Genomic DNA, 13,052 nt, shown 5'->3' on the forward strand with positions numbered 1-13,052 from the left:
TATATTAGCAAGCATCACCGACCCCAGGAGACAGGCTTGTTCCCTTTCATGCTCCGCCTTGCCGGTCCGGCGGCAACGCTGGCCGCGGGCTTGCCGTGCACGGCCGCGCGCGCCCCGCGCTACTAGGAGCCGCGCATGGCCGATTTCCCGACTGGTCCCGGCAGTGCAAGGCGCGGCGAAGGCTTGCCGGCGGCGCTGCTGCTGGCGCCGTTCGTGCTCGCCTTCCTGCTGTTCTTCCTGCTGCCGGCGCTCGCGACCTTCCACATGAGCCTGACGGAGAGCAGCCCGACCCGCACCGGTGCCTTCGTCGGCATCGCCAATTACCTGGCGCTGGCCGAGGATCCGTCGTTCTGGGCGGCGCTTGGCAACACCTTCTATTTCGCCCTGCTGACGGTGCTGCCGCTGGCCGCGCTCGGATTGCTGATGGCCCTGCTGGTACACCGCTTCACGCGCGCCGCCGGCTGGCTGCAGGGTGCCTTCTTCCTGCCCTACCTGCTGCCGATCTCGGTGATGACCCTGATCGCCGGCTGGATGCTGCAGCCTTCCTCCGGCGTGGTGAACCACCTGCTGGGCGTCCAGCGCGCCTGGCTGGCGGACCTGACCTGGGCCATGCCTTCGGTGGCGATCGCCACCATCTGGTGGACGGTGGGTTTCAACATGCTGATCTTCCTGGCCGGGCTGCGCAACATTCCGCGTGAGCTATACGAGGCGGCCGCGCTGGACGGGGCGCGCGGCCTCGCCCTGTTCCGCCACATTACCTGGCCGGCCCTGCGTCCGGTCGCCGGCATGGCCCTGGTGTTGCAGCTGATCGCCTCGATGAAGATCTTCGGCCAGACCTACCTCCTGACCGCGGGAGGACCCTTCAACACCACCCGCGTGACCCTGCATTACATGGTCGAGACGGCCTTTACCCAGAGCGATGCCGGCTATGCCGCTGCGATCGCGATGGCGTTCATGGCGATCGTGGCGGCGCTGTCGCTGGCCCAGGCCGGCCTGGTGCGCTGGCTGGGCAGGAGGCAGGCATGACGCGCCGTGCGGGCGCCGCCTGGACCGCCACTGGCGCGCTGGCCGCGCTGCTGCTGGCGGCGTTGTGGGTCGCGCCCCTGCTGTGGGCGCTCGGCACGGCCCTGCGGCCCGAGCACGAAACCGTGTCCGCCGTGTTCCACTGGCTGCCGCGCGACTGGACCGTGGATGCCTTCGTGCAGGTGCTGGGCGCCGGCAGCGTGGGACGCTGGCTGTTTAACAGCGCGCTGGTGGCCCTCCTGGTGACGGTATTGACCATGGCGCTGTCCCTGATGGCCGGGTACGCGTTTTCCCAGCTGCGTTTCCGCGGCCGGCGGCTGGCGTTCGGGCTGGCCATGCTGGCTTTCCTGCTGCCCTTCGAGGCGCTGCTGGTACCCCTGTTCCGGATGATGAACGGGCTCGGCCTGGTCGACAGCTATGCCGGCATCGTGCTGCCCCAGTTGGTGGCGCCGGTGGCGATCTACGTCTTCAAGCGCTTCTTCGACGCGGTGCCGGCCGAGTTCCGCGAAGCGGCCGTGATGGATGGCGCGGGGCCGCTGCGCATCCTGTGGAGTGTCTACCTGCCGCTATCTAGCAATATCGCGTGGGCGATGGCCATCGTCAGCTTCATCGGCGCCTGGAACAACTTCCTGTGGCCTTACATCATCGTTACCTCGACCGACATGATGACCATCCCGCTCGGCCTGGCCCAGGTCCAGGACGCGTTCGGCGTGCGCTACGCGCGGATGATGGCGGCGGCGCTGGTGGGCGCACTGCCGGTGGCGCTGGCCTATGTACTGTTCCAGCGCCGGGTGACGCGCGGCTTCCTCGCCGCCACCGGCCTGAAAGGATAAACGGAGACTTTATGGCATCTGTGCGCCTGCACGGCATTACCAAGCATTACGGGGACCAGCCGGTCATCCGGGACATCGAGCTCGCGATTGCGGACGGCGAATTCGTGGTGCTGGTTGGGCCGTCCGGCTGCGGCAAGTCGACCCTGCTGCGCATCGTCGCCGGGCTCGAGGACGCCGATGCCGGTACGGTGCTGATCGGGGGGCAGCCGTGCAACGAAGTCGCGCCGGCGCGGCGCGGGATCGCAATGGTGTTCCAGAACCATGCGCTGTACCCGCACATGACGGTGGCCGGCAACATGGGCTTCGCCCTGCGCCTGGCCGGGGTGCCGCGCGCCGAGATCGCACAGCGGGTCGAGCGCGCCGCCGCGGCGCTGCAGATCGGCCACCTGCTCGGACGCCGCCCGGCGGAGCTGTCCGGCGGCCAGCGCCAGCGGGTGGCGATCGGGCGCGCCATCGTGCGCAAGCCCGAGGTCTTCCTGTTCGACGAGCCGCTGTCGAACCTGGACGCGGCCCTGCGCGGCCAGGCCCGGGTCGAGCTGGCACGCCTGCACCGCGAGCTGGGCGCCACCATGCTCTACGTGACGCACGACCAGGTCGAGGCCATGGCCCTGGGCCAGAAGATCGTGGTGCTCAATGGTGGCCGCGTCGAGCAGGCCGGCACCCCGCTGGAACTCTACGAGCGGCCGGTGAACCGCTTCGTGGCCGGCTTTCTCGGCGCGCCACGCATGAATTTCCTGCCCGGGATGCTGGCCGGGGAGGAGGGCGCGACCACCCATGTGCGCCTGCCCGGCGGCCCGGTGGTGCAGGTGGCGGCCGACGCGACCCGCGCCGCGCCGGGCGCCGCGGTGAGCCTGGGCATCCGGCCGGAACACCTGTGCATCGTGGCGGATGCCAGGACCGTGGATGGCGGCGCCACGATCGCCGCCACGGTGTCCCTGGTTGAATACCTGGGCGAGGCCAGCATCGTCCATGTGCAGGTGGACGGGGTGCCGGAGATGCTGGCGCTGAAGTGCCGCGCCGGCGTCGCCTGGCCGGAACCCGGCGCGCGGGTGGCGCTCGGCTTCGACCCGGCCCACGGCCACCTGTTCGACGCCGCAGGCCTGGCGCTGCCACGCGTGCTCCCGGACGGGGGAGCCGGCGCGCCCGGTGTACAGTAGCGGCCACAAGGGAGGTCCCATGCTCAATACCTACTGCAACCCGGTCTATCCGGAGATCATGGCCGATCCCTTCGTGCTGCGGCACGAGGGACGCTACTACGCCTACGGCACTGCGCCCGCGGGCCCGGGTGGTGCGCGCTTCCCGGTACTGGTGTCGAACGACCTGGTCGACTGGCACCGCGCCGGCTACGCCATGGCCGCCCCGGGCACCGACGAATTCTGGGCGCCGGAAGTGGCCCATGCCGATGGCCGGTTCTGGCTGTACTATTCGCGCGGCGACAGCCAAGGCCACGGCCACCGGCTGCGGGTGGCCGTGGCCGACCATCCGGCCGGGCCTTTCAGCGACTGCGCTACCCTGCTGGTGCCGGACCAGCCCTTCTCGATCGACGCCCACCCGTTCCGCGACCATGACGGCCAGTGGTACCTGTACTACTGCGTGGACTTCCTGGCGCTGGAGGACGAGCACCGGATCGGCACCGGCATCGTGGTCGACCGCATGCTGGCGATGGACCGGCTGGCCGGGCAGCCGCGCACGGTGGCGCGCCCGCATGCCGACTGGCAGCTGTTCAAGAAAGGGCGCGCCATGTACGACGCGGTCTACGACTGGCATACGGTGGAAGGCGCCTCGGTCCTGGTGCATGGGGGCCGCTATTACTGCTTCTACAGCGGCGGGGCCTGGGAACAGGAGAACTACGGCGTCAGCTGGGTGGTGGCCGAACATCCGCTCGGACCGTTCACGCGGCCTGAAGGCAGCGAGCACGCGCTCCTGATGCGCACCCGGCCCGGCAACGTGATCGGGCCCGGCCATAATTCCTTCACTACCTCGCCCGACGGCAGCCAGGACTGGATCGTGTACCACGCCTGGGACCCGGCCATGACGGGCCGGCGCATGTGCATCGACCGCCTGGTGTGGGACAGCGGCCGGCCCTCGACGGCGGGGCCGAGCTTCACGCGCCAGCCGGCACCGGCCGGGCTGCTGCTGTAGGCCGGCAATGCGGGGCGATGCGATGTCCACCATGGCGCCGAGGCTGCTGCGCAGCGCGCTGCTGGCCTGTGCCGCCCTTGCGGGCGCGGCCTGCACGCTCAATGCCGCCAGGCCGCTGCCCGCCGGCGGCCGGCCTGCGGCGCAGCGCGCCGTGATCGTGTACGGGGTACAGGTCGCGGGCCACTGGCCGCATGCGGGCTATACCGTGCAGCTGGCCGAATATGACGTCGGGCGCCAGAACATCACGGGAGATTGCTGGCGCTTCACCCGCACCGAGGCGCGTGTCGCTCCGGAGCCGGGCGGGGTCAGCTATTTCGCCTTCGACGTGCCGCCGGGCCATTACGTATACAGCCCTTTCCACGGCGCTCCGCTGGCCGGCCCGGTGCTCGCGTTCGCGGCCCCGGCCGGACGCAGCGTGTACATCGGCCACTTTACCTACGGACAGGACGGACGGGTCTCCCTGGATCGTCAGCTGGGGCCGGCGCAGGATGGCATCCGCCGTGCGCTCCCTGGCCTGGATGGACGCCTGGAACTGGCGCAGGCCGGTCCCGCGGCGCGGCCCCGCCCCTTCCTGTGCGCGCCTTGAAGTCGGCTGCGGGGCCGGTGCCCGGCATGCATATTGACGGAATTGCTTCTTTTCCTTCCTGTTACCTTTACCGCTCCGCATTTATAATCGGGAATTAAGGAAAACGCCGGAAGGAAGCACCATGAACGACAGGAGTCGCAGCGCCCAGCAACTGGCGGACGACGCCGCCGCGATCCTGGAAGGCATGTCCGACGGCTTCTTTTCTGTCGACAGCGCGTGGAAGTTCGTTTATCTGAACGGGCGCGCGGAAAGCCTGCTCGGTATGTCGCGCGCCGACCTCGTAGGCAAGATCTTGTGGGAAGCCTTCCCGGCGCTGGCCGGCACCGCGACTGGTTCGGCACCCCGACCGACATCCACGAGGAAAAATTGTCCAAGCTGGCGCTCGAGATGGCCGAGCGGCGCCATGCCTTCCAGCAGGCGCTCGCGGACCGCATCCGTCCGCTGCTCGACCCGGAGGAAGTCGCCGCCGCGGCCTGCGCAGTGCTCGGCCAGTACCTGGGCGCCGGGCGCGTGGTCTATGGCGAAGCGGACGACAGCGGCATGCTGCTCGACCTGAAGTCCGACTGGACCGACGGCAGCCTGGCGTCGATGGGCGGCCGCCGCCTGCGGCTCGAGGACTTCGGGACCCCGGTTTCCGATATCCTGCGCGCCGGCGGCAAGCTCGTCATCGAAGACGTGCTGCGGGTCGACGCGGCCCGGCCGCACCTGCCGAACTACATGGAGGCGGGGATCCGGGCGGTGCTGGCGGTCCCGCTGATCCAGGCCCGGCGCCACCAGCTGCGTGCCGAGATCGCGCAGGAATGCGCCATGGTCGTGGGCGACAAGAAGCGCCTGGTACAGGTGTTCGCGAATATCCTCAACAACGCGGCCAAGTACACGCCGGAGGGGGGCAGCATCGAGCTGTCACTGTTGCCGCGGGCGGACAGCGTGTGCATCGACGTCGCCGACAACGGCATCGGCATGGCCCCGCAGCTGGTGAACCACGTGTTCGAACTGTTCGCGCAGGCCGAACGCAGCTCCGACCGTTCCGCGGGCGGCCTGGGCCTGGGCCTGGCGCTGGTGCGTAGCCTGGTCGAGCTGCACGGCGGCACGGTCAGCTGCCACAGCGCCGGCCCGGGCCTCGGCAGCCGGTTCACGGTCTGGCTGCCGCGTCTGGCGCAGGCCCCGGCCGGCGCCGGACTGGACGCGGCGGCGCCCGCCATGGCGACAGGGGAAGGCGGCCTGCGGGTGCTGGTGGTAGATGACAATGCCGATGCCGCGGAAACCCTGGGCATGGTCCTTGAAAGCATGGGCCACCAGGTGGCGGTGGAATACGGCTCGCACGCGGCGCTGGAGCGCGCGCGCGTCGCACCGCCCCAGGTCTGCCTGCTCGACATCGGACTTCCCGACATCGATGGCAACGAACTCGCACGCCGCCTGCATGACCGGCCGGAGACGGCGGACGCGGTCCTGATCGCGGTGACCGGCTATGGCCAGGAAAGCGACCGCCAGGCGCTTCACCCGGCCTTCGCCCACCACCTGGTCAAGCCGGCGGACATCGGCCGCCTGGTCGCGATCCTCGACGAAATCACCCGCGCCGCGCGGTCCTGACGCGGCCTCAGACTGCGGGGGCGGAGGGCGTTGCCAGCAACGCCTCGAGCTTCTCCAGCACCATCGGCCGCGCCAGGTAGTAGCCTTGCGCCTCGTCGCAGCGTGCCGCGCGCAGGAAATCCAGCACGTCGCCGGTTTCCACGCCTTCCGCCACCACCGCCATGCCCAGCGCATGGGCCAGGTCCACGAAGGCCTTCACGAAGTCGAAGGTGGAACCGTTGCCATCGTCCTGCAACACGAAGGATCGGTCGAGTTTCAACACGTCGATCGGGAAGCGGCGCAGGTAGGCCAGGCCCGAGTAGCCGGTGCCGAAGTCGTCCACCGCCAGCCGGATGCCGAGCAGTTTCAGCTCGCGCAGCATCGAGGCGGTGCGCTCGATGTCCTCGATCAGGGCGCTCTCGGTCAGCTCCAGTTCCAGGCAGCCGGGCGGCAGGCCGGTGCGTGCCAGCGCCGCGCGCACCTCGTCGGCGAAGCCGGCCTGGGCCAGCTGGCGCGCCGACACGTTCACCGACACCACCATCGTGCGCCCGTGCTGGTCGATCAGGCGGCGGGTGCGGCCGCAGGCTTCCTCCAGCACCCAGCGCCCGATCGCGACGATCAGGCCGGTCTCCTCGGCGATGCCGATGAACTGCTGGGGCGAGACCTGGCCGCGCTGCGGATGGTTCCAGCGGATCAGTGCCTCCATGCCGACCAGGCGCATGCCGTCCAGGGCGTAGCGCGGCTGGTAGTGCAGTTCGAACTCGCCGCGCGCCAGCGCCGGGCGCAGCGATACCTCGAGCGCCATGCGCTCCTGGGTGGCCACCGTCATGGCCGGCTCGAACAGGCGATAGCGGTTGCGGCCGGCGTCCTTGGCGCGGTACATCGCGGTGTCGGCGGTCTGAAACAGCAGCTCGCGGGTCTGGGCGTCCTGCGGATACATGCTGATGCCGATCGAGGCGCCCACGATCACGTCGCTGCCGCCGACCTTGACCGGGGCGGTGAGGACATCAAGCAGCTTGTCGGCGATACGGGCGGCGGCTGGCTGGCCGCTGGCGCAGTGGGCAGCCACCACGAATTCGTCGCCCCCCAGGCGGGCGATGATGTCGGTCGGGCGGACCACCCGGCGCAGGCGCGCCGCCACCTCGCACAGCAGCGCGTCGCCCATCTCGTGGCCGAAGGAATCGTTGACTTCCTTGAAGCGGTCGAGGTCGAGGAACATGATGGCGACGCTGTTGCCGGGCGGGCAGGCGTCGAGCATCTGCTGCACCCGCTCGCCCAGCAGGGCGCGATTCGGCAGGCCGGTCAGGGTATCGTGCGTGGCCAGTTCGTGCAGCCGGCTTTCGGCCGCCTTGCGGCCCGTGATGTCGGTCATCAGGCCGGTCAGGGACAGCGGCTGGCCGCCGGCGTCGCGCTTGATGCTGGCATTGAGCAGCACGTGGATGTGGTGGCCATGGCGGTGGCGCAGGACCGCCTCTGCGCCCTGCAGCACGGTCGCGCCCTCGCTGCCGCCGGTGTCGCCGATGCCGGGCGCCAGCGGCGAGGACACGAACAGGTCATCCAGGCGCAGCGCCAGCAGCATCGCGCGCGGATAGCCCGACAGCGCGCACAGGGCCGGGTTCACGTCCTGCAGCGCGCCCTCGCGGCCGGCCAGCAGGTAGCCGGCCGGCGTCATCTCGATCACTTCGCGCAAGCGCTGCTCGCTCGCGCGCAGCTGCTGCTCGGCGCGTTCGCGTTCGCTGACGTCGCGGATCACGGCCAAAAAGAACTCCTCGCCCTCGTCGTCGAAGCGCGAGACCTGCACCTCGGCCGGGAAGGTACTGCCGTCCTTGCAGCGCTTGAGCAGGCGCAGCAGCTGGGCCTGGCCGGCGCGCAAACCGTCCAGCAGCGCCTGCGTCTCGGGATAGCCGAAATTGATGTCGGCCGCCTGCATGCGTGCGAACTCCTCGCGGCTGTAGCCGAAGCGGGCGCAGGCCTGGTCGTTGACCGACACGATGCGCAGCGCCTCGTCGACGATCATGATGCTGTCGCCGGCCTGGTTGAGCAGTTTGCGGAAGCGCTGCTCGCTCTTGCGCAGGGCCTGCTCGGCGGCGCGCTTGGCGGTGACCTCGTGGAAGTACACCGACAGCCCATCGCCGTTCGGGTAGGTGCGGGTCTCGACCCACACCTGGCGTGGCTCCCACAGCGTCTCGAAGGTGTCCGCTTCACGGGTTTCCATCGCCCGCCGGTAGCGCGGCAGCGCGCTCGATTGCAGCAGGTCGGGCACGAGCTCCATCAACGGGCGGCCGATCGCGGCGGCCGCGTCGAGACCGACGAAGTCGCCCGCCTTCTGGTTGGCATAGGTCAGGCGCCAGTCGCCATCGACGGCGAAGAAGGCGTCGCCAATACTCTCCAGCATGCTGTTGAGCGCCATTTCGGAGCGCACCAGGGCCTGGCGCGCGCGCTGGCGCTCGGTGGCATCGCGCGCGCTCAGGAAGATGCGCTGGTGCGAGGCCGACCAGCGCACCGCCGCCGCCATCAGGATCACCTGGCCATCGCGGCGCCGTACCTGCATTGGGAAATCGGGACGCTCGGGGTGGCCGTTTCGCAGGCTGGCCTGGACCTCGAGCGCCTCGGCGTGCTGTTCGGGCGGAAGCAGGGCGGTGTAATGCTTGCCGAGCAGCTCGCCCGGCTCATAGCCGAGCAGCACCCGCGCGGCGCCATTCGCGCGCAAGATCACGCCGTCGGCACCGAGCACAAGCATCAGGTCGAGGGCGTTTTCAATCATGGCCGCGTTTTCTTCGGCAAGCGCCGCGGCTCCGTTGTGCAAAGGATTGGAAATTTCCAAGGTATTCACTTAAGTCGCGGCCCGTTGCCGCTGCTGGTGGAAGCCGCGCCGGATGGCGGCAACGCTGAGGTCGCCCAGTATAGCGTTTCCATGTGGAAACTGGCGGTGTGGGCAATTTAACGACATACTTTCACGACACTGGCCAGTCGCGAGAGCAACACTGTGTCGTGCGACACCTTGTTTTGTCACATAGATGTATCAATGTTTGCGTCTGGATATTACAATTGCCGATTCCACGACAACGCGATTCCAGCATGGCGCACCCGGCAGTTGCATTACCCCGACCCTTCGCCTCCGGCGCAGGCGCGATTGGCAAGCTCATCGACGACTTCGACTGGAGCGCCACCAGCCTGGGTCCCATCTCCGGCTGGCCGGGCGTGGTGCGCCACACGGTCGACCTGATCCTGCGTTCGCCGCTACCCATGGTCACCATGTGGGGCGCGGACGGGATCATGATCTACAACGAGGGCTACGCCCGGATCGCGGCCGGGCGCCATCCGCAGCAGCTGGGGGCGCCCGTGCGCGCCAGTTGGCCGGATGAAGCGGCCTTCAACGACAATGTGATGCGGGTCTGCATGGGCGGCGACAGCCTGTCCTACCGCGATGCCGAGCTGACGCTCGGCCGCCACGGCGCACCCGAGCAGGTCTGGATGGACCTGGACTACTCCCCCATCGTCGCCGAGGACGGCAGCGTGGCCGGGGTGCTGGCGCTGGTGGTGGAAACCACCGACAAGGTGCGCGCCCAGCGCTACCTGGCCGGCGAGCAGGACCGCCTGCGCGCGATGTTCGGCCAGGCGCCCGGCTTCATGGCCATGCTCGCCGGTCCCCAGCACCGCTACGAGCTGGTCAACGATGCCTACCTGGGACTGGTTGAACGCGGCGACGTCATCGGCCGCAGCGTGCGCGAGGTGCTGCCCGAGGTCGCGGCCCAGGGCTTCATCGCGCTGCTCGACGGGGTCTATGCCAGCGGCGAACCCTACAGCGGCGCGGCAAGCGAGGTCTGGCTCACCGCCGCCGACGGCGCGAGCCGCCTGCACTACCTCGACTTCGTGTTCCAGCCGGTGCGCGACCCGTCCGGCGCCGTGTTCGGCATCTTCGTGCAGGGCAACGACGTCACCGAGCGGGTACAGGCCGAGCGTGCGGTGCGCGCCAGCGAGGCGCGCTTCCGCAGCTTCGCCCAGGCCATGCCGAGCCAGGTCTGGGCCGCCGACGCGCGCGGCCAGCTGAACTGGGTCAACGAACGCATCCTGGCCTACACCGGCCTGGCGCACGAAGACCTGCTGGGCGATGGCTGGGGCCGCGTCGTCCATCCGGGCGACCTGCAGATGGTGCGCAGCCGCTGGAACGAGGCGGTGGCGACCGGCACCGTGTTCGAGGCCGAGGTGCGGCTGCGGCGCGCTGACGGCAGCTACCGCTGGCACCTGAACCGGGCGCTGCCCCTGCACGCAGGCGCAGGCGCGGCGGGCGTGACGGACGGCTGGGTCGGCACCAATACCGATATCGAGGAACAGAAGAACACCGCCCAGCGCTACGCGGCGCTGAGCGCCGACCTGCAGGGCCAGGTGGCGCTGCGCACGGCCGAGCGCGACCGCATGTGGCGGCTGTCCAAGGACATCTTGCTGGTGTGCGGCTTCGATGGCCGGGTGGCGGCGGTCAGCCCGGCCTTCGGCACGCTGCTGGGCTGGCAGGAGACCGACATCCTCGGCAAGAACTTCATGGAGCTGGTGCACCAGGAAGACCGCGGCGCCACCGTGGCGCAGATGGCCGCGCTGGCGCGCGGCGTCTACGTCTACAAGTTCGAGAACCGGTTCCGGCGCAAGGACGGCGGCTGGTGCCTGCTGTCCTGGAACGCGGCCGGCGACGAAGGCCAGGTACATGCGATCGGGCGTGACGTCACCGCCGACCGCGAGCAGCTCGAGACCATTCGCCGTACCGAACTGGCGCTGCAGCAGTCGCAGAAGATGGAAACCATCGGCAAGCTGACCGGCGGCGTGGCGCACGACTTCAACAACCTGTTGCAGATCATCTCCGGCAACCTGCAGCTGCTGCAGATGTCGGACCTGGCCCGGCGAGGATCGGGCGACGCCGCGCGCTGGATCGACAGCGCGCGCTTGGCGGTGGACAAGGGCGCCAAGCTGGCCAGCTACCTGCTGGCCTTCGGCCGCCGCCAGCCGCTCGAGCCGAGGGTGGTGCGCATCGGCCGCCTGGTGTCGGGCATGGAAGACATGCTGCGCCGTTCGCTGGGAGAAGAGATCGCGATCGAAATGGTGATCTCGGGCGGGCTGTGGAACACCGCGGTGGACGTGACCCAGGTCGAGAGCGCGCTGCTCAACCTCGCCATCAATGCGCGTGACGCGATGGCCGGCAGCGGGGATGGACAGCGCCGCCTGACGATCGAGGCCACCAACGCCGTGCTCGACGACCTGTACTGCCGGTCCCACGGCGACGTGATGCCCGGCCAGTACGTGATGCTGGCGGTGAGCGACACCGGTTGCGGCATGCCGCCGGAAGTGGTGGCGCGTGCGTTCGAGCCCTTCTTCTCGACCAAGGAGGAAGGCAAGGGCACCGGCCTGGGCCTGTCGATGGTCTACGGCTTCGTCAAGCAGAGCGGCGGCCACGTCAAGATCTACAGCGAGCCCGGACGCGGAACCACGGTCAAGCTCTACCTGCCGCGCTCGACCGCGGCCGAGGACCCGGTCGGGCCGATCGAGACCGGACAGGCGGAAACGGGCAGCGAGACCATCCTGGTGGCCGAGGACGACGAAGCGGTACGCGCCACCGTGGTCGAGATGCTGCGCGGCCTCGGCTACCGCGTGCTGAAGGCGCCGGACGCCGCCAGCGCCTTGGCCGTGATCGATAGCGGGGTGCCGATCGACCTGCTGTTCACCGACGTGGTAATGCCCGGCACCCTGCGCAGCACCGAACTGGCGCGCATGGCGCGCGAGCGCCTGCCGGGGCTGGCGGTGCTGTTCACCTCCGGGTACACCGAGAACGCGATCGTGCACGGTGGCCGGCTCGATCAAGGGGTCGAGCTGCTGGGCAAGCCATATACCCGCGAACGCCTCAGCCGGCGCATCCGCCAGGTGCTGGCCGGCCAGAAGCAGGGCGTGGTGACACCCGTCCCGGTGCCGGGCCCGGGCGCGATGCCGGGCGCGGCCAGCCCCCTGTCCATCGTCCTGGTCGAGGACGAGGACAGTATCCGTGCCAGCACCGCGGCCCTGCTGGCCCACCTCGGGCACCGGGTACAGGCCGCGGCCGACGCCGAAGCGGCACTGGCGCTGATCGGCGCCGACACCGACGTCCTGGTTACCGACGTGCATCTGCCGGGGATGTCGGGCGACGCGCTCGCGGCCCAGGCCCACGCCAGGGCGCCCGGCATGCGCATCGTGTTCGCGACCGGAAGCGGGGAAGTGGCGAACTGGCCCGATGCCGTGGTGCTGCGCAAGCCCTACAGCCTCGACGCCCTGCTGCGGGTGCTGGGCCGCCCGGCGGCACTGGCCTGAGCGGGGAGTGCATCGCGCGTCCGCTCTTTCCTACAGAGAGCGCCGGCCTGGGCCTATTCATGCACCGCCCGCGCGGCGCTATCATGGGACCTCCAACCGTGAACAGGAGTGCATTATGTCGATGCAGAGCGAAGGCAAGGACGCCAAGGGACGCAACTTCCACCAGAGCACGCACGACGGCACCGGCAGCGCCGCCAGCGTGGGTACCGGCGGCACCGGCGACCTCGGCGCCATGGGCGGCGGGAACACCGGGGGCAGCCGCCAGTCGGCCAGCCGCAGCGACGACCTGCTGGCCGGCGACACCAGCGAGCAGGAAGCAGAGCAGGCCTTTGGCGGCGCCAGTCAGGGTGGCGCCCTGCGCACCGGCATGGAGGGTATCGACAGTGGGGGCAAGGGCGGCAGGGGCGACAGCCGCCAGGCGGGACAGCCCGGAACCCGGCAGGCAGCGGACACGCAGCGCCAGGGCGGCACGCCGGCGAGCCAGACCGACGACGACCAGTACGACCAGGGTACGGCAGCAAAGGAGCGCTGATCCTGCTTGAGCGTGGCGGCGGACGATGGACCCGGTACCG

General features: G+C 69.7%; 9 protein-coding genes and 1 pseudogene. 9 read left to right on the top strand and 1 reads right to left on the bottom strand.

Features of this window, described 5'->3' with window-relative positions; all coding sequences use genetic code 11:
* The first annotated feature begins 135 nt into the window (after positions 1-135).
* From LCI23_RS07795 to LCI23_RS20670, 7 genes and pseudogenes are all read left to right on the top strand, one after another.
* The gene (locus LCI23_RS07795; RefSeq protein ID WP_224945888.1) at positions 136-1,026 is read left to right on the top strand and encodes a carbohydrate ABC transporter permease; all 891 of its coding nucleotides are present in this window, start codon (positions 136-138) and stop codon (positions 1,024-1,026) included.
* The gene (locus LCI23_RS07800; RefSeq protein WP_224945890.1) at positions 1,023-1,856 is read left to right on the top strand and encodes a carbohydrate ABC transporter permease; all 834 of its coding nucleotides are present in this window, start codon (positions 1,023-1,025) and stop codon (positions 1,854-1,856) included. Before LCI23_RS07795 ends, LCI23_RS07800 begins: the two co-directional genes overlap by 4 nt.
* Positions 1,857-1,867: 11 nt before the next feature.
* Positions 1,868-3,013 carry an ABC transporter ATP-binding protein gene (locus LCI23_RS07805; RefSeq protein ID WP_224945892.1) on the top strand — a complete coding sequence of 382 codons (1,146 nt, stop codon included), beginning with the start codon at positions 1,868-1,870 and terminating at the stop codon, positions 3,011-3,013.
* Positions 3,014-3,032: 19 nt separating this feature from the next.
* Positions 3,033-3,998 carry a glycoside hydrolase family 43 protein gene (locus LCI23_RS07810; RefSeq protein WP_224945894.1) on the top strand — a complete coding sequence of 322 codons (966 nt, stop codon included), beginning with the start codon at positions 3,033-3,035 and terminating at the stop codon, positions 3,996-3,998.
* A gap of 22 nt (positions 3,999-4,020) precedes the next feature.
* The gene (locus tag LCI23_RS07815; protein ID WP_224945896.1) at positions 4,021-4,584 is read left to right on the top strand and encodes a hypothetical protein; all 564 of its coding nucleotides are present in this window, start codon (positions 4,021-4,023) and stop codon (positions 4,582-4,584) included.
* 184 nt (positions 4,585-4,768) lie between these two features.
* Positions 4,769-4,843 (top strand): annotated as a pseudogene (locus LCI23_RS20665) (hypothetical protein); the annotation flags it as partial.
* Between the two features lie 35 nt (positions 4,844-4,878).
* A complete protein-coding gene (locus LCI23_RS20670; protein ID WP_224945897.1) occupies positions 4,879-6,174 on the top strand; it encodes a hybrid sensor histidine kinase/response regulator in 1,296 nt (431 codons plus the stop codon).
* A 7-nt stretch (positions 6,175-6,181) separates the two neighbouring features.
* Here the strand turns inward: LCI23_RS20670 and LCI23_RS07830 are convergent, their stop codons facing one another.
* Positions 6,182-8,917, bottom strand: a complete 2,736-nt coding sequence (locus LCI23_RS07830) for an EAL domain-containing protein (protein WP_224945898.1) — start codon at positions 8,915-8,917, stop codon at positions 6,182-6,184.
* 314 nt (positions 8,918-9,231) lie between these two features.
* Between LCI23_RS07830 and LCI23_RS07835 the strand changes: the two genes are divergently transcribed.
* Positions 9,232-12,480, top strand: coding sequence for a PAS domain-containing protein (locus LCI23_RS07835; protein WP_224945899.1), 3,249 nt, complete (start codon positions 9,232-9,234; stop codon positions 12,478-12,480).
* A 115-nt stretch (positions 12,481-12,595) separates the two neighbouring features.
* Positions 12,596-13,012 (top strand): hypothetical protein, encoded by a 417-nt coding sequence (locus tag LCI23_RS07840; RefSeq protein ID WP_224945900.1) that lies wholly within the window; start codon positions 12,596-12,598, stop codon positions 13,010-13,012.
* Positions 13,013-13,052 lie beyond the last annotated feature (40 nt).

Origin of the sequence: Massilia sp. MS-15, from assembly GCF_020176695.1 — a bacterium.
GTDB classification, from domain to species: Bacteria; Pseudomonadota; Gammaproteobacteria; order Burkholderiales; family Burkholderiaceae_D; genus Telluria; species Telluria hydrophila.

Bases quoted from the DNA above. Each gene is read 5' to 3' on its own strand.
- LCI23_RS07835 (WP_224945899.1), top strand. From the start codon at position 9,232: ATGGCGCACCCGGCAGTTGCATTACCCCGACCCTTCGCCTCCGGCGCA.
- LCI23_RS07830 (WP_224945898.1), bottom strand. From the start codon at position 8,917: ATGATTGAAAACGCCCTCGACCTGATGCTTGTGCTCGGTGCCGACGGC.
- LCI23_RS07810 (WP_224945894.1), top strand. From the start codon at position 3,033: ATGCTCAATACCTACTGCAACCCGGTCTATCCGGAGATCATGGCCGAT.
- LCI23_RS07840 (WP_224945900.1), top strand. From the start codon at position 12,596: ATGTCGATGCAGAGCGAAGGCAAGGACGCCAAGGGACGCAACTTCCAC.
- LCI23_RS07795 (WP_224945888.1), top strand. From the start codon at position 136: ATGGCCGATTTCCCGACTGGTCCCGGCAGTGCAAGGCGCGGCGAAGGC.
- LCI23_RS07805 (WP_224945892.1), top strand. From the start codon at position 1,868: ATGGCATCTGTGCGCCTGCACGGCATTACCAAGCATTACGGGGACCAG.
- LCI23_RS07800 (WP_224945890.1), top strand. From the start codon at position 1,023: ATGACGCGCCGTGCGGGCGCCGCCTGGACCGCCACTGGCGCGCTGGCC.
- LCI23_RS07815 (WP_224945896.1), top strand. From the start codon at position 4,021: ATGTCCACCATGGCGCCGAGGCTGCTGCGCAGCGCGCTGCTGGCCTGT.